This window comes from Brevibacterium spongiae (genome assembly GCF_026168515.1).
Classification (GTDB): domain Bacteria; phylum Actinomycetota; class Actinomycetes; order Actinomycetales; family Brevibacteriaceae; genus Brevibacterium; species Brevibacterium spongiae.
The window spans coordinates 4,056,357-4,072,247 of record NZ_CP093443.1; the positions used below are offsets into that span (position 1 = coordinate 4,056,357).

12 protein-coding genes are annotated in these 15,891 nt (G+C 66.2%); 5 read left to right on the top strand and 7 right to left on the bottom strand.

Annotated features, from left to right (window positions below; genetic code table 11):
* Positions 1-64: 64 nt before the first annotated feature.
* A complete protein-coding gene (locus tag L1F31_RS18170) occupies positions 65-991 on the top strand; it encodes a LysR family transcriptional regulator (RefSeq protein WP_265418620.1) in 927 nt (308 codons plus the stop codon).
* Here the strand turns inward: L1F31_RS18170 and L1F31_RS18175 are convergent.
* Positions 927-1,322, bottom strand: a complete 396-nt coding sequence (locus L1F31_RS18175; RefSeq protein ID WP_265418621.1) for a hypothetical protein — start codon at positions 1,320-1,322, stop codon at positions 927-929. The genes L1F31_RS18170 and L1F31_RS18175 overlap by 65 nt on opposite strands.
* Positions 1,323-1,444: 122 nt before the next feature.
* Between L1F31_RS18175 and L1F31_RS18180 the strand changes: the two genes are divergently transcribed.
* Positions 1,445-2,800: an APC family permease gene (locus tag L1F31_RS18180; protein WP_265418622.1), complete on the top strand. Its 1,356-nt coding sequence runs from the start codon at positions 1,445-1,447 to the stop codon at positions 2,798-2,800.
* A 67-nt stretch (positions 2,801-2,867) separates the two neighbouring features.
* Here the strand turns inward: L1F31_RS18180 and L1F31_RS18185 are convergent, their stop codons facing one another.
* A complete protein-coding gene (locus L1F31_RS18185; protein WP_265418623.1) occupies positions 2,868-3,782 on the bottom strand; it encodes a hypothetical protein in 915 nt (304 codons plus the stop codon).
* A gap of 172 nt (positions 3,783-3,954) precedes the next feature.
* Here L1F31_RS18185 and L1F31_RS18190 point away from each other — a divergent pair, with 172 nt between their 5' ends.
* Positions 3,955-7,197 carry a zinc ribbon domain-containing protein gene (locus L1F31_RS18190; protein WP_265418624.1) on the top strand — a complete coding sequence of 1,081 codons (3,243 nt, stop codon included), beginning with the start codon at positions 3,955-3,957 and terminating at the stop codon, positions 7,195-7,197.
* A 74-nt stretch (positions 7,198-7,271) separates the two neighbouring features.
* Here the strand turns inward: L1F31_RS18190 and dsdA are convergent, their stop codons facing one another.
* Positions 7,272-8,630, bottom strand: a complete 1,359-nt coding sequence (gene dsdA / locus L1F31_RS18195) for a D-serine ammonia-lyase (protein WP_265418625.1) — start codon at positions 8,628-8,630, stop codon at positions 7,272-7,274.
* Positions 8,631-8,661: 31 nt separating this feature from the next.
* Entirely contained in the window at positions 8,662-9,636 is a 975-nt protein-coding gene (locus L1F31_RS18200) for an ABC transporter substrate-binding protein (protein WP_265418626.1), read from the bottom strand.
* Positions 9,637-9,922: 286 nt separating this feature from the next.
* Here L1F31_RS18200 and L1F31_RS18205 point away from each other — a divergent pair, with 286 nt between their 5' ends.
* Positions 9,923-10,933, top strand: a complete 1,011-nt coding sequence (locus tag L1F31_RS18205) for a siderophore-interacting protein (RefSeq protein ID WP_265418627.1) — start codon at positions 9,923-9,925, stop codon at positions 10,931-10,933.
* Here the strand turns inward: L1F31_RS18205 and L1F31_RS18210 are convergent.
* Positions 10,912-11,877 (bottom strand): DMT family transporter, encoded by a 966-nt coding sequence (locus L1F31_RS18210; protein WP_265418628.1) that lies wholly within the window; start codon positions 11,875-11,877, stop codon positions 10,912-10,914. The genes L1F31_RS18205 and L1F31_RS18210 overlap by 22 nt on opposite strands.
* Positions 11,878-11,959: 82 nt before the next feature.
* Between L1F31_RS18210 and L1F31_RS18215 the strand changes: the two genes are divergently transcribed.
* Positions 11,960-12,844, top strand: coding sequence for a LysR family transcriptional regulator (locus L1F31_RS18215; protein WP_265418629.1), 885 nt, complete (start codon positions 11,960-11,962; stop codon positions 12,842-12,844).
* Between the two features lie 81 nt (positions 12,845-12,925).
* On the opposite strand, the gene L1F31_RS18220 is transcribed toward L1F31_RS18215, so the two are convergent.
* The gene (locus L1F31_RS18220) at positions 12,926-14,335 is read right to left on the bottom strand and encodes an FAD-binding oxidoreductase (RefSeq protein ID WP_265420469.1); all 1,410 of its coding nucleotides are present in this window, start codon (positions 14,333-14,335) and stop codon (positions 12,926-12,928) included.
* A gap of 15 nt (positions 14,336-14,350) precedes the next feature.
* Complete coding sequence (locus L1F31_RS18225) at positions 14,351-15,715, bottom strand: MFS transporter (protein ID WP_265418630.1); 1,365 nt, start codon at positions 15,713-15,715, stop codon at positions 14,351-14,353.
* Positions 15,716-15,891: the final 176 nt, after the last annotated feature.

The window sequence follows — 15,891 nt, forward strand, 5'->3', positions numbered from 1 at the left end:
TGTCCGCCAGAGTTTTGCTGAAGAAAAGCGAATCTTCTTCATCCGAAACGTGCAATACTATTGCATGATCGATCCGCGTCTCCACGTTCTCCGCGTCCTTGCCGAGGTCGGCACCCTCACCGAGGCGGCGCACCGTCTCGGGTACACACCGTCGGCCGTATCGCACCAGCTCAGAGGCCTGTCGAAGGATCTCGGCGTCCGTGTCGTCGAACCCCGCGGCCGTGGCCTCGTCCTCACCCGGGCCGGTCAGCTCCTCCTCGAGCGCTCGCAGGAGCTGTTCACTCGGTGGGAGGAGATCCGCGGCGAACTCGACAGTCTCGATTCTGGAATCGATACGCGCAGCAGGCGACTGCGTCTGTGCGGGTTCTCCACTGCGGCCGCGGCCCTGCTGCCGCCGACCGCATTGACGGTGATGGAGCGTTTCCCGGGTGCCGATGTCACGATCATCGAAGCCGATCCGGAGGAGTGCTTCGATCTTTTGGTGTCCGAACATGCTGATATCGCCGTCGTCGTAGCCACCGACCCGCTGCCACCGCGCGGCGATCCCCGCTTCGAACAGTCGGCGCTGTTCAGTGATCATCTCGACCTTCTCGTACCGTCCGACCACCGTCTGGCCGACCGGACTGCAGTGTCGCTCAGTGAGGCCGCCGAGGAATCGTGGATCCTCGACCGGCCCGGTTCGCCCTACAACCGTCTGGTGCGCACAGCCTGCGCCGCTGCCGGCTTCCAACCGGAGCGGGCCCACCAGTCACGGGAGTGGGAGACTGGGGCGGCCCTCGTCTCGGCAGGGCTGGGTGTCGCGCTCATTCCGCGCTTGGCCCGACTGCCTGCGGGGTTCGATGTCGTGCGGGTGCCGCTGCACGGGGATCCCGTGCCGTCACGGAAGATCCTCACCGGAATCCGCAGCGGGTCCGGTGCCCAGCCGATCATCGCCGCGGCGCTCGAGGCCCTGCGGGAGGCTGCCATTGCTGTGAACCGACAGGAGGATTGACCGTCCAGACCCGCGGCGGATTAAAGCTGCGCCGCTTTCTGGCGACGATGGTGGTGAGGACGATTCCGGCGATCAGAACCAGAACGGATACGACGCCCACAACAAGTCCTGTGATGGCGAAGCCGGAGGCGACATCGTCGAAAGCGTCCACGTTCCCACCGCCTCCGAGGAGGAACAGGAACATGGGGACGACGGCGATGACGATCGCGACCCCGAGACCGAGGGCACCGGCGACGATGAGAAGGATTCCCGGCACCACGGACGGCTTCTTCGCAGGCACGCTTCTCGGCGGGACCCAACCGGGCTGGATCGTGTGCGGGTGATGCGTCATCCGGGCCTCCTTCGTCTCCCCCGATCCTAGCGGGAAGCCGGAATAACCGTCGTCGCTGCGGCGTAGTGTAAGAGGGACTGACAGCCGTCCCGGCACAGTAGGACGAAAGGGCGAGCACGACGATGAATGATGTCGACAGCAGCGAGACGCAGGGTCGATTGCGGCGAACGATCGGCCTGAGCGAGCTCGTCTTCTTCGGCCTCGTCTTCATCGGGCCGGCGGCCGCCGTCGGAGTGTTCGGCACCCTCGACGCCCGTTCGGGCGGAGCCGTGGCTCTGGTCTACATCGTCGCCACGATCGTCATGGCCTTCACGGCAGTCAGCTATATGCGCATGTCACGTGAGGTTCCCCGTGCGGGCACGGTCTTCGCCTACGCCTCGGCGGGCATCGGGAAGCCGGCCGGTTTCGTCGCCGGATGGATGATCCTCCTCGACTATCTCTTCATCCCCTCGGTCGCCTATCTGTTCACCGGGATCGCCCTGAATTCGATCTTCCCGGCCCTGCCTGTGTGGGCGTTCGTGGCGGTGGCCGTCATCCTCACCACCGGGCTCAACCTCGCCGGGGTCAAGGTCGCCTCCCGCGTGATCACCGGGGTCGTCCTCGTCGAGGTGGCCGTCCTCGCCCTCGTCCTCGTCCTCGGCGTCGCCTACCTCGTCGAACATGGTCCGACTCGCGGGTGGATGACCCCGCTGACCGGGGTCGACGCCTTCTCGATGACGGCGGTCCTCGCTGCGGTCTCCGTCGCGGTGCTGTCCTATCTCGGCTTCGATTCGCTGGCGACCTTCTCCGAGGAGGCGAAGGGCGGGCCGCGGATCGTCGGCCTCGCCACCCTCATCTGCCTGGTCCTGGCAGGCGTCCTCTTCGTCGCCCAGACCTGGGTGGGCAGTCTGCTGTCGCCGCTGTCACCCGCGGATCTGCAGGCCGATCCCTCACTGGAGGGTGCCGCGTACTACAACGCAGTCGACGCGACGGTCGGCCCCTGGCTGCACTGGCTCCTCGCCTTGGCCAAGGCCGTCGGCGCGGCGTTCTCCGCCATGATCGGTCAGGCCGCCGGATCCCGCATCCTCATGGACATGGGCAGGCAGCGACAGGTTCCGACCTTCCTCGCCGAGGTGGCCCCCAAGACCGGTGTTCCGTGGAAGGGAATCCTCGTGGCCGCCGCAGGGAATGTCGTCGTGGCCGGGTGGGCGGCGACCCGTGCCGATGGTCTCGACCAGCTGACCTCGATCGTCAACGTCGGTGCACTGAGCGCGTTCGTGCTCCTTCAGGCCTCGGTCGTCGGGTTCTTCCTCGTGAAGAAGCACGGCAGTGAGGCACCGAACTGGTTCAACCATGGTGTCGTTCCGGTCATCGGTGCCGGTCTGCTCATCGCCGTACTCGTCAGCGCGAATCCTCTGGCCCTGGCCATCGGCGCGATCTGGCTGGTCATCGGAATCGGTGTGTACCTGCTGAATAACCGGCGCAGCCGCAGAGTTTGAGCGCAACGGTCCTCTGCTGGCCAGCCGGCGGCGAATCCGAGGGTGAACCGCCTCGGCGAGGGGATGTTCAGTCCTGCAGTCGAGTCGTTCCGTCGTGGCCGCCTGAGGTGTTCAGCTGTTTGGCGTAGCAGGAGTCGGGCCCGAGTCCGTGGGACGAGCACCAGGACAGTGCGTCTTCGGGATCGCTGTAGCCGATTCCGACGACCGTGACCCAGAAGTTGCTTTCCTTGAAGCTTGAGAAATCACCGCTCCAGACGAGCTTGACCCGCGGAAACTCCTCTCGCAGGTCCTGATGCTCTTCGAGGATCGCCTCCTCGTCCCAGGTCTGGCCTTCGGCTTCGAGTCCGACCTTCTTCGAGCTCAGCTGCGGCACCCATTTGCCGTCGAGGTCGTTCGTGACCTCTTTCCCGTCGGTGTCGGCGAGCTGTTCGAGGGCCTTCTTCGGGTCGTCGGGCAGCTGCGTTTCGTCCTCGGTGGGTTCGGGAGCTGCACTTGCTGAAGCCGAACCGTCGCTTCCGGTCTCACCGCCCGTCGGCTCGCCCGTTGACGCGACGGTGGACTGATCATCGGAGTCGCGCGGGAACAGGGTGGCGGCTCCCCAGCCGATGCCCACACCGAGAACGATGATGATCACCGCGAAGAGGGCGATCAGACCGCCGCGCTTCTTCTGCGGGGCGGCCGCTGCCGTCTGCTGGTAGGGACCCGGACTCTGTTGATACGGACCTGGACCCTGTTGATAAGGCCCCGGTCCCTGCTGGTAGGTGCCCGAACCCTGCTGGCCCTGAGGACCGGGCTGCTGACTCTGTGGGTGCTGGTGCTGCACGCGCGGCGGCGGATTCGGCGGAGAGGACGGCTGGCCCGACTGTGGAGTGCCCCACCCGGTGTTCGGCTGGGAATGAGGCTGCGACCCCCACTGGCTGCCGGACTGGTCGTTGACGTCCCATTCGTTCTCATCTCCGCGCCCGGGAGGATTCGCACTCATCCGCAACTCCAGATCGATCAGGCCATATCTCAGAGAATGTCATGTGGAACACTTCTCTTGCATTCACAGCCTATTATAAGTTGTGTACTACACATGCCTGATAGGTCTCGTTCATTGTTTTATCTTGAACTGCATTTCGAGGGCTTCAGGCAACGGCGCTTGAGGACTGGGCATGGACGACGCTACCGACGAGACACAACCGACAGCGGCAGAGAACCCGAAGGACCGAGACCCCGAGCAGGCTCCCCCACAGTCGGAGGAAACTGAATCGGCCGGGGACGATGTCGATACCGACGTCACGAATGCTTCCGATTCCACCGACTCACCAGACTCGACCGAGTCCACAGAAGAGACCGCCCGCTGGGCGCCACCGGTCGATGGTGCACCCGCCGCACCCAGCTCGCCTCCGAGCACGCAGTATCCACCGGACCCACCGCAGGGTGATGCCTCCGCTCCCTCTGCCCACTCCGCGCCGAGCACCGGCTACTACGGCCCGGGTTCAAGCCCGTATGTGCAGAGTCCGCAGCCGTATTCGCAGAACGGCGGTTCGCTCCCACCCGGCCCCTACCCGCAAGGGCCCTATCCGCCCGGCCCCGGGCCCATGCCCTACCCCGCCGTTCCCGGTCAGTCGGGGCCGGCACCGAGGTCGAAGTTCACCTCCGCCCTGGCGAAGGGGGCAACCTGGAAGACGGCGCTCATCCCTCCGGGGATTGCCCTCCTCGGCGGCATCATCGCTGCGATCATCCTCACCATGCTCATCGCCTCGCTGCCCGAGTTCAGTTCGTTCACCGAGGACACCGGCTTCAACCTCGACGGCATCAGCTACGCTCTGCCGTTCATCCTCATGGCGCTGGCGCTGTTCGGTTCGGCCGTGCTGCACATGGATATCAACGCCGTCGAATCCTTCAATGCGCAGCTGAACATCGTCATGTCCGGCGCACCTCTGGTGGTGACGGTCGTCATCGTCGGTCTGCTGTGGTGGCTGACGAAGCTCAGCGAGCGCAGGGATCCCTCGCCCAACCGAGTCTCGACGTGGGTCCGCATCGGCGTCTCGACCCTGTCCATGACGCTCGTGCTCTTCTTCCTGCAGCTCATCTTCGCCGCCCGCTTCTCCACCTTCGAGAATGAGGGGACCGTGTCCTTCTCCTTCTCCGCGATCACCGCTCGGTCATTCTTCCTGCCCCTGCTCGTCATCCTCATCACGAGCATCGCCGGACGTGTCGCCGGCCATTTCAAGGGCACCGAGGCGATCGGCGCACCCTTCCTGCGCTGGGCCGTCCCACCGCTGCTGGTGACCTGGATCCACCTCGTCGTCACCGTCGCCGTGTTCTCGATCGTCGCGCTCTTCGTCCTCCCGCTCTCGATGGACGTCCCGGGCCAGCTGGTGCCGTTGCTGTTCATCAACATGGGCCTCATCCTCACCTCGCTGACCCACCTCGGCGGGATCAGCGCCACCGCGCAGGGCGATGTCGGCTTCGGTTCGGAGTCCTTCTCCGAGAACCTCACCATCTTCAGTCAGGACGCACCCGGGCAGCTGTGGTTGGGCCTGCTCTTCGTCGTGGTCGCGCTGCTCGCCGCGACCTTCGCCGCCACCGTCACCCGACGGCCGGCGTGGACCGTGATCGAGCAGGACAAGCAGCAGTGGGCGAGCGCCTGGAAGCTGCCCGTGGCCTTCTGCCTGGCCTGGGGCCTGCTGTCGCTGGTTGCCATTCCGATGCGGATCTCGATGTCCGGGTCCGCCGAGGCGGCCATGATCTTCGGGGGTTCCGGTGCGGCTCGTGCGGGGATCGTTCCGCTGGCGTGGACGTTCCTCATCTTCGCCGTCTGGGGTGGGATCGTCGAGGTGCTCTCGCGCACCCTCGGTCCCCGACTCGTCCTCACCTTCCCCGCACTGGCGCGGATCGTTGCCGGCCGCGCCGTGCATCCGCACTGGGGGCCTCACCTGGGCATGAGCGAACCCCGCTTTGCCTTCGTCCACCCCGGCCTCGCGTCGGCCGCCGCGCCGACGGCACCACCCGTTGCTCCCGGCCCCGGTCAGGTCGGCCCTCACGGTCCCAGCCCGGCAAGTTCTCAGGATCCTGGTCAGGTCGGCACTCAGAGCCCCGGTCTGGCAGAGCCCCAGGGTCAGTCCGGTCCCCCGCAGCACTATCCGCAGGCCGGGGCGCAGGCGTACTCGGCTCCGGTGGGACCGTCGCCGGATGCCTCGCCGGCCGGTCACCACCCGTACGCGTTTTCGCAGGGCCCTGCAGGGACCCAGCAGTACGGCTCCCAGCAGTACGACCCCCGACAGGCCGGCTACCAGTCGGCCGGATACCAGCAGACTGGTTATGCCACCCAGCCGTACGCCGGTCCCGCACAGCCCTTCGACAAGAGGAAGGCCAAACTCGTCGCGGTCGTCGCCGGTGGTGCGGTGCTCCTCCTCGTGGCCGCGCTCATCGTCGTCACCCAGGTCAATGGGCGGATGTTCGGCCCCGAAGCGACGGTGGAGAAGTACTTCGCGGAACTCTCCGACGGCGATGCCGAAGGTGCGCTCAAGGTCGCTGACGTCGATGTTCCCCAGGAGTCACGGACCCTGCTGAGCAACGACATCCTCGGCGGGGCGAAGGCTCTGCCGGATGATGTCAGGGTCGAGGATGCGAACATCTCCGGCGACACGGCCGAGGTCGCGGTCAGCTACGACGTCGGCGGATCGAAGGGCCACAGCACCCTGACCCTGCACAAGGCGGGGAAGAAGGCTCTGTTCTTCGACGATTGGGCACTCAAATCCCCCGAGCTGCTCACCCTCGCCGTCGACACCCCCGGACTGACGAAGGTCAAGGTCAACGGCATCGACGTCGACACCGATGGTTCGACATTGGCACTGCCGGCCTTCCCCGGCCTCTACACGATCGGGTTGGCAGAGAAATCGGACCTCATCAGCGCCGACGCCGTTGAGGTCCGGGCGTTCCTCGGCGATGGCATGGACATGGAAGGTGAGGACGTGCCGCTGTTGGCCGCTCAACCCTCCGACGCGTTCCGCACCGAAGTCGACAAACAGGTCAAGACTCTGCTCGACAGCTGCGCGAAGAAGACCGTCGCCGAACCCGACGGCTGCCCATTCGGTTCATCACGGGCCGACATGTATGACGCCACCGGTCTGACCTGGTCGATCTCGTCGTACCCGACGGTCACCGTCGCCGACGATTCGCTGGGCTCCGACCCGTACTCGGACCCCGAATCCTCAACCGGCCCCAACGGCGGTCCCGCCTGGGTGATCTCCTCCGATGTCGAGGGCGAAGCCCTGGTCACCGGCACCTACGATGGCTGGGATGACGACACATTCGAAGACACGGTGTCCATCTCCCTGTCCGGCACCGCCGAGATCGTCGACGGCAAGATCGTCATCACCGTGGACAAGGACCCTTGGGACTGGTGACGGAGCCGGCCGGGCCGCGGCAGTCCCGATGATCGGCACTCGAGGCTCGGTCGACGCACCGGAGGAACCGGGGATCAGTCGGTGAACACCGCCGAGGCGGGACCGGCGATCCGCTCCAAGTTCGCCGTCCCCGCTGCGACGTAGGCGGTTTGTTCGTCGACGGGGACCATCGCCCCGCCGGTGAGCCAGACCAGATGCGTGCTCACCTTCGGCCACGGCGATTCGGTGCCCAGTCGCCAGGGGATGCTCAGTCCCGCGGTCGCCGAGGGTTCGACGTCGATGCCCTCGGACTCGTGGAGGACTCCGACTCCTGCCGCGATGACCTCGTCCGGCACCGAGGCGAAGCCTGAGATCAGCGGCCCGATCGTCGGTCCGATGAATCGTGAGGGTCGGGCGACGGCCAGACCGTCGGCCGTGGTCGCCCCGGACACTCCGATGTCCTGCACGGCGATGTCGCTGTGGCGGCCGGTGTGCACGCCGAGGAACATCGCCGGGGCTTGGCTCGGTTCGACGAAGATGCAGCGAACATGGTCGCCGAAGACGCGCCTGAGTCCGAAGGTCACTCCCCCGGGACCGCCGCCGATCCCGCACGGCAGGTAGACGGCCAGCTGGTTGTCCGCATCGACTCTGATTCCGGCCGCCTCGATTTGGCGCCGCAGTCGCAGGGCCGCGACCGAGTATCCGGCGAAGAGGCTGACCGAGTCCTCGTCGTCGACGAAATGGGTGTTCTCGGCAGCGTCCGCCGAGGCGCGGCCGGCCTCCACTGCTTCGACGAAGTCGCCCGCGTGCTCGATGACATCGACGCCGTGGTCGCGCAGCATCGTCTTCTTCCATTCGCGGGCGTCGGCCGACATGTGCACCGAGGCGGCGAATCCGAGTCGGGCGCTCAGGATCCCGATCGATAAGCCGAGGTTGCCCGTCGAACCGACGACGATCCTGTGGTCGGCGGCGATCTCACGGAACCGTCCACTCGAATAGGTGGCGGGATCATGAGCGTCGAGACCGTGGCCGGCGGCGGTCGCCTCGGCGAATTCGAGGACCTCATGGAATCCTCCGCGGGCCTTGATCGATCCGCTCACCGGCAGGCAGTCGTCGCGTTTGAGCCACAGCTGCCCCGGCAGGCTCACTCCGAAGAGCCCGTCCAACCGCTCCTGCGCCGAGGCGGCCCGTGCCAACGGCGATTCGATGAGTCCGCCGGCCGCAGCCTCGGGGAATGCCTCCGCGAGCTCGGCGGGCAGGGCTGCAGTGTCGGGGAAGGTCTCGGCGAACCAGGGAGCGAATCGGTCGAACCGGGCCGCCGCGGCATCCATCACGTCCGCGAGATCGGGCAGGGCCGCCTCGGTGGGGGTGCTGCGGATCCACGTGGTCGCCTGGGCCGATGCCAGGGATCGGATCACCTCGTCATTGCGGAGATCAGCTGGAAGTTCGCTCATGCTCCGATCGTAGCCGCAAGCCGTACCGGGCTCAGACGATCTTCTTCGCCCCCTCGAGGACGTCGGCGAGTTCGTTCAGCCATGTCGCGTAGCCGTCATAGGTGTAGGCGCGTTTGTCGTCCCAGGTGCCGAGCTGATCGGCCCTGACGGCGGGCAGTCGCCGATACACGGGGTTGTCCTCGAAGTCGGCTGAGGCGTCGTGGACGAGCACGACGTCGGCCGGGTAGTCGGAGATCTTCTCCCAGGACACTTCGGCCCAGCTGCTGTCGGCCGGGGACTTCGGCCCGACGAGGGTGAGTCCGTCCTCGCTGAGCATCTGGGCGATCCCCAACGAGGTGGAGGTGTAGTTGATCTCTGCACTGAAGTTCGCGAGCAGAACTGTCAGCGAATCGCTGTCCTCTGCGACCGTGCGGATGCGTTTGCGTGCCCGTTCGAACGCTCTGCGCCCCTCGGCGACGGGAGCGGCGTCCGTATCCTTGCCCAGAGCTTCGGCGATCGCGGCGTATTGGGCGAACATCGCGTCCGGACTCTGCTCGCTCAGTTTGACGGGAACGAAGTCGACGAGCCCTGCGACCTGGTCTTTCACTTTCTCGTCCCACCAGGTCCAGCCGTCGCCGGCCTCATTGCCGTAGGCGACGAGGATGTCCGGTTCGGTGAGCGCGAGGGCTTCGATGTCGAGTTCCATCTCCGTGCCGACGACCTCGACGCCGTCTGCGTCGAAGGACTTGCCCGGGGATTCGTTCTGACCGAAGCCGAAGACCGCCACCGGCGTGATCCCGTACTGTGCCAGACCGGCCGCGGAGTAGAAGTCTGCGGCGATGCGTTCGGCGGGCCGATCGAGTTCGATCGTCAGACCGTCATAGCCTTCCGGCGAGTACGTGAAATTCGGTGCCGCACCGGCTCCCGCGGACGGTTCGCTCTGCGGATCACCCGGCTTCGGGTCCCCGCAGGCGACGAGAGCGAATGGGGCGAGAACGGACAGGGCGAGGAGCTGTCGACGGTGCATCGAGGACCTTTCGGTGACCGTCCCAGGCTGGGACGTGAAGAGCTGAAGACGAATGAAGTCGCTGGTGACAGGGTTGCCGGAGGCGCTGGTCGCGATTCGCTGCGCCGACTGCCGACGTTGTCGGGACCACCGTAGCATTGTTTGGAAAGGCTTGCCTTACTAAAATGGGTTAGGGTGGTGATGCGGACGATTACACGTCCGCGACCGCACTGCCCACGAACTCGACGCGTCCCGCCGCCAGGGACGCACCCGAGACCCCCGGGTCTCGGGATGTGAAGGAGAATCTGTGTCACGAGCTCCCATCGGCGCCTTCGAAGCCACGGTCCTGGCCGTCGAGGACCTCAGCCCGTCTTTCCGCCGCATCACGTTCGGCGGTGCCGGATTGCAGGCCTTCGGGCCGAACACCCATCCGCGGGATCTGCGCATCAAACTCGTCATCCCACCGACGGGGGCGAGCGCGCCGGAGTTCGATCTGCCCGGCTTCCTCACCGAGCAGGAGGCGGCTGGAGTGTCCTGGTACCAGGCGTGGCTGCAGGTCGACCCGGCCGAGCGCGGCACCATGCGCACCTACACCGTGCGGGATTGGAGGGACGCCGACCGTGAGCTCGTCGTCGACATGATTCTGCACACCGATGCGAACGGGCATTCGGGTCCGGCCGCCCAGTGGGCCGAATCCGCCGAGGTGGGGCACCGTCTCCACATCATCGGACCTTCGCGTGACTCCGAGACCCCGTGCGCCGGCATCGAGTTCGCCCCCGGCCATGCCCACCAGATCCTGCTCGCCGGTGACGAGACCGCGGTGCCCGCAATCGCGTCGATCCTCGATTCGCTCAAGGACGGCCAGGCCCAGGGCAAGGCCGTTCTCGAGGTCCCGAGTCCCGCGGACATCATCGACATCGACGCCCCTGCCGGGTTCGAGATCGAGTGGCTGCCGCGCGGCGGGGCCGACGTCGGTGCACTCCTCGAACCCGCCGTCCGCGAGGCGGTGCGGTCGGAGACCCGAATCCCCGCCCAAGTGGGAGCCGGGCCCTCCGATGGGTCGGTTGCTCCGGTGCGGGAACTCGACGATGTCAACATCGACGAAGAGATCCTCTGGGATGTGCCCGCGGCCCTCACCGAGGCGGCCCAGGGCAGTTCGAGTGCGACGGAGAAGGGCGAGCGCCCGTTCTATGCCTGGATCGCCGGTGAGGCCGGACCCGTCAAACGGCTGCGCCGCTACCTTGTTCAGGAGGTCGGGGTCGACCGCAGACAGATCGCCTTCATGGGCTATTGGCGTCAGGGCAGAGCCGAGGGCTGAGATCGCGATCGGCGCAGAGCTCCGGCGATCTGCGGACCGATCGCCGTAGCCGCTCCGGCAAGGCACAGCACCCCGCCGGCCGCCGCCAGCGGAGGCGGAACTTCTCCGAGGACGATCCAGGCCAGGAGGACGACGATGGCGGGGACCACGAGGCTCGAGGAGCTGAGCAGTCCCGCCGGAAGGTGCTTGAGCGCATAGCCCCAGAGGTTGAAGGCGATGGCCGTGGGCACCACCCCGAGGTAGACCACCTGAAGCGTCATGTTCAGAGGTGCCGCAGCCACCTCGGTGACGAGCGCAGGGGCGAAGACGAGGCTGGCCAGGGCACCGACGAAGATTCCCGCCCATGTGACCGTCACCGAATCCTCGCGGGAGAGGAAGTGCTTCTGCAGCAGCACGCAGCTCGCGTAGAGCAGTGCCGCGACGAGGCTGAGGACGAGACCGCCGACGGTGAAGAACCCGGTGAACGTGGCGGCTGTGATCATTCCGATTCCGAGCAGGGAGACGATGATTCCGATGATCAGGCGCTTCGGCAGGCCTTCGCCGAGGACGAGGCCCGCGAAGACGGCGATGATGAGCGGGGCGATGTTCACGATCATCGCGGCAGTGCCGGCGTCGATGGACTTCTCGGCGGCGTTGAGGACGACGACGTAGACGGCGAACCAGGCGACTCCCCAGAGGATCATGATCAGCCAGGTGACTTTGCCGGAGGGGAACCTCGGGCGGCGGAAGAGCATCCAGACGGAGAGCACGAGGGCAGCGGAGGCGCCACGCAGCAGGGCCATCGGTCCGGGCGAGAAGGCCTCGCCGGCGTCACGGATGACGACGAACGACGACGCCCAGAAGGTCATGGTCAGCAGCGCCGCGATCCACGGCAGTCCGCGTGGTGCCGTCTTCGGCTCCGGGTTCGGCATCGAGGTTCGAAGACTGTCCTCAGAACTTTTCATATCAACGATTATTCGACGTTCGACTATGAAACGAAAGCGCACACCATTGCACAACTGTGCGCAGAATCCGTACAGTGCGAGCATGCACAACGTCGCCCACCTGCAGTCGTTCAAGTCCGTCGCCCTGACCGGGTCGGTGCGCTCGGCCGCGCAGCATCTCGGCCTCTCTCCCTCAGCGGTCAGTCATCATCTCAAACTCCTCGAGCAGGAGACCGGCCTGACGCTGTTTCGACGACAGGGCCGCGGTCTGTGCCTGACCGACACGGGCTCGGCGATCATGGCTGACGTTGACTCAGTGCTCGAGAGTTCGGGGCGGTTGGGACAGCGCATCTCCGACCTGCAGGAGAATCGAATCGGACGCCTGTCGATCGGCTATTTCGCGACGGCCGGCACACGATGGCTGCCGGAACTGGTGGCCTACCTCGAGAACCGCCACCCCGATGTCACCGTGCAGCTCAATCTCAGCGAGGGACCGTGGACCGAGTTTCACTCGGACCTGCACGTGGTGGTCTCGGAGACCGCGACACCGGTGTTCCCACCGCAGGTCGAAGGCCACTTCCTCACCGAGGACCCCTATGTGGTGGCAGTGCCGGACGATCATCCCCTGGCGTCCCGCACGGAGGTGGGCCTCAGCGAACTCGAGGACCTCCCCTGGATCGACAACGACACCGGCGGCGGCCCGTGCCGAACGATCCTCTTCGATGCCTGCGCACGCGCGGGTGTGCGGATCCACTTCAAGCATGAGGCTCACAGCTTCGTCACCGCCCTGCACATGGTCAGCCGGGGACTCGGCCTGACACTGCTGCCCAGACTCGGCGTCGAACCTCTGCCTCCCGGGGTGACCATCATCCCGTTGGCAGCACCGAAGCCGATCCGCTATATCCACGCGATCAGCGACCCGGGCCACCCGCAGCAGGATCTCATCGCCGATGCGATCACGGCTCTGTGCGAGCTCGCCAACAGCTGACGGTCACCACGCAGCCCGGTGGGGCGGAGTCACTGCCCGGCTGAGCGGAGTCGCCTGCCCGGTGAGACGAAGTCGCTCCGCTCAGATCTCGGCGAGCATCTTGCCCGGGTTGAGGATGCCCAACGGGTCGAGCGCGTTCTTCACCGCCAGCTGGATGCGGCGGGAGCCTTCGTCGAGTTCGTTCGGCAGCCAGGCGCGTTTGAGGAACCCGACCCCGTGCTCGCCGGTGATCGTGCCCCCGAGGTCGAGGCCCACGCGCATGATCTCTTCGAAGATCTCCTGCGCCTTCGCTGTTTCCGCCTCGTCGCCGGAGTCGAAGAACACCGAGGGGTGCATGTTCCCGTCCCCGGCGTGGGCGACAAGGGCGATCTCGAGGCCGGAGGTCTCACGCAGCTCGGCCAGACGGTCGCAGAATTCCGGCACGGCGGTGCGCGGCAGGCACACATCGTCGAGCAGCTGACCGCCGCCGTGGGCGTTCGCGAACTTCTCATACGCGGGCTGGATCATTCGCCGGGCGGTGATGAGGGCCGCGGAGTCGGTCGGGTCATCGGAGTACGCGACGTCGATGGCACCGCAGCGGCGGGCCACCTCGGCGAAGGTCTCCATCGCCGCTTCGGACTCGCTCGGATTCTCATCGACCTGCATGATGAGCATCGCTCCGGCCTCGGAGTCGAGGCCGAAGTCACCGTAGTCGTTGAGCATGCGCAGGCTCGCCCCGTCGAGGAATTCGAGCAGGCTGGGCACCCCGCCTCCGGCCATGAAGTCGGCCACGGTCTGCAGTCCGCTGCGCTCGTTCGGGAAGGTCGCGATCGCGGTGAACGGATCCGGCAGAGCGGGCACGAGGCGCAGCGTCGCCTCGACGACGATGCCCAGGGTGCCCTCGGAGCCGATGAACAGGTGGCGCATATCGAGCCCGGCCACGCCTTTGGCGGTCTGCGGGCCGAGCGTGGTGAGGGTCCCGTCGGCGAGCACAACCTTGAGTGAACGGACGTAGTCCCTGGTCACACCGTATTTAACGCAGCACAGTCCGCCTGCGTTCGTCGCGATGTTCCCACCGATCGACGACAGTGCCACCGAGCCCGGATCGGGCGGGTAGGACAGCCCGAACGGGGCGAGATGGTCTTTGAGGCCCTGGTTGATGATGCCCGGTTGGACGGTGACGAGGCGTTCGGCCTCGTTCACGGACATGACGTCCTTCATCTTCGACACGTTGAGCAGGATCGCCCCGGGTGAGGCGTTCGCCCCGCCTGAGATCCCCGACCGCGCGCCCTGCGGGACGACGGGGATGCGATGCTCGGTGGCAAACCGCATGACCTCTTGGACGTCCTTCGCCGAGGCAACCCTGACCAGGGCGATCGCACCCTCACGTGGGCAGAACAGGGCTTCGTCGCTCGAATGGGCGTCGATGACATCGGGATCCGTCGTCAGCGCACCCGGACTCAGCCGGGCGATGAGATCCGCGAAGTCGACTGTTTCCGATGGCGTGGCAATGGACAAGAAGTCTCCTCAGTTCGGCGTGGTTTTCACACTATCGGGTGCCGGGGCCGCCTTGAGGATGAGGGTGACGATTCCGGCGGCCACCATCGCGGCTCCGACGACCCACATGCCCGCGTTCTGGGTGCCGGTGAGGTCGGCGAGCCAGCCCGTGATGTAGGGGGCGAAGAACCCGGCCGAGTTGCCCAAGGAGTTGATGAGTGCGAGCCCGGCGGCGGCTCCGGCACCGGCGAGGAAGGTCTGCGGCAGCGGCCAGAACGTCGGCAGGGCCGCGCAGATCGCCATGCAGGTGATCGTGACGGCGATCATCGTCGTGAACGGGGAGGACAGATAGAGCGCGATCGGGATCGCCACGCCGCCGACGAACAGCGGGAGGGCCACGTGCCATACCCGCTCGCCGCTGCGGTCGCCGTGACGGGACCAGAAGTACATGGCCAGCGCGCCGAAGATATAGGGGATGGCGGTGATGAAGCCGATCTGGACGATCGAGTACTCGACGCCGAAGGTCTCCTGGAAACCGGAGATGATCGTCGGTAGGAAGAAGCTCATCGCGTAGAGGCCGTAGACCATGCCGAAGTAGACGAAGGACAACGCCCACACGCGCGGCTGCAGCAGGGAGCGGCGGACCGGGTAGTGGAAGGTCTCTGCTTTGCCCTTCTCCTCGGCGTCCATCGTCGCCTGCAGCCAGTTGCGCTCTTCGGCGCTCAGCCATTTCGCGTCGCGCGGGTGGTCGGTGAGGTAGAAGAGGCACATGATGCCCAGCAGAACGGCCGGCACGCCTTCGATGATGAACATGAACCGCCAGCCGGCGAAGTTCTCAAAGATCGCGTTGCCGCTGGAGATCAGCCACGAGGACAGAGGCGTGCCGATGACGCTGGAGAGCGGGATCGCGAGCATGAACAGGGCGGTTGCCCGGGCGCGCATCGAGGTCGGGAACCAGTAGGTGAGGTAGAGGATGACGCCGGGGAAGAATCCCGCCTCGGCGACACCGAGGACGAACCGCAGCACGTAGAGCCAGCCGTGGTTGGGCACGAAGGCCATGGCGGCGGCGACGATGCCCCAGCTGATGAGGATGCGGGCGAGCCAGATGCGGGCACCGAACTTGTGCAGGGCGAGGTTCGAGGGCACCTCGAGGATGAGGTAGCCGAAGAAGAAGATGCCCGCTGCGAAGCCGAACTGGGTCGCGGTCATCGCGAGGTCTTCGTTCATTCCGCCGGGGCCGGCGATGCCGAGGTTCGTGCGGTCGAGGTAGTTGATGAAGTACATCGCGATGATGAACGGAATGAGGCGGACGAGCACCTTGCGCAGGGTCCGCTTCTCCATTGCCGAATCGGCGGGGGTCGCTCCGCCCACGGATGGGCTCACCTCGGATGACATGTGATCTCCTTCGATCAGGACCGGCCACGGCGGCGGCTCGGGTCGTGCCGCGATGGCGGCAGTCGGCGCATTACGGAAACACATTACGACAGCGCGCCCGGCTCGCCTAGAGTTCGGACGCGAAGTACCGAATACCGGGACGGTGACTGGGCGCCGGAGCTGCGCATGATTGCAGA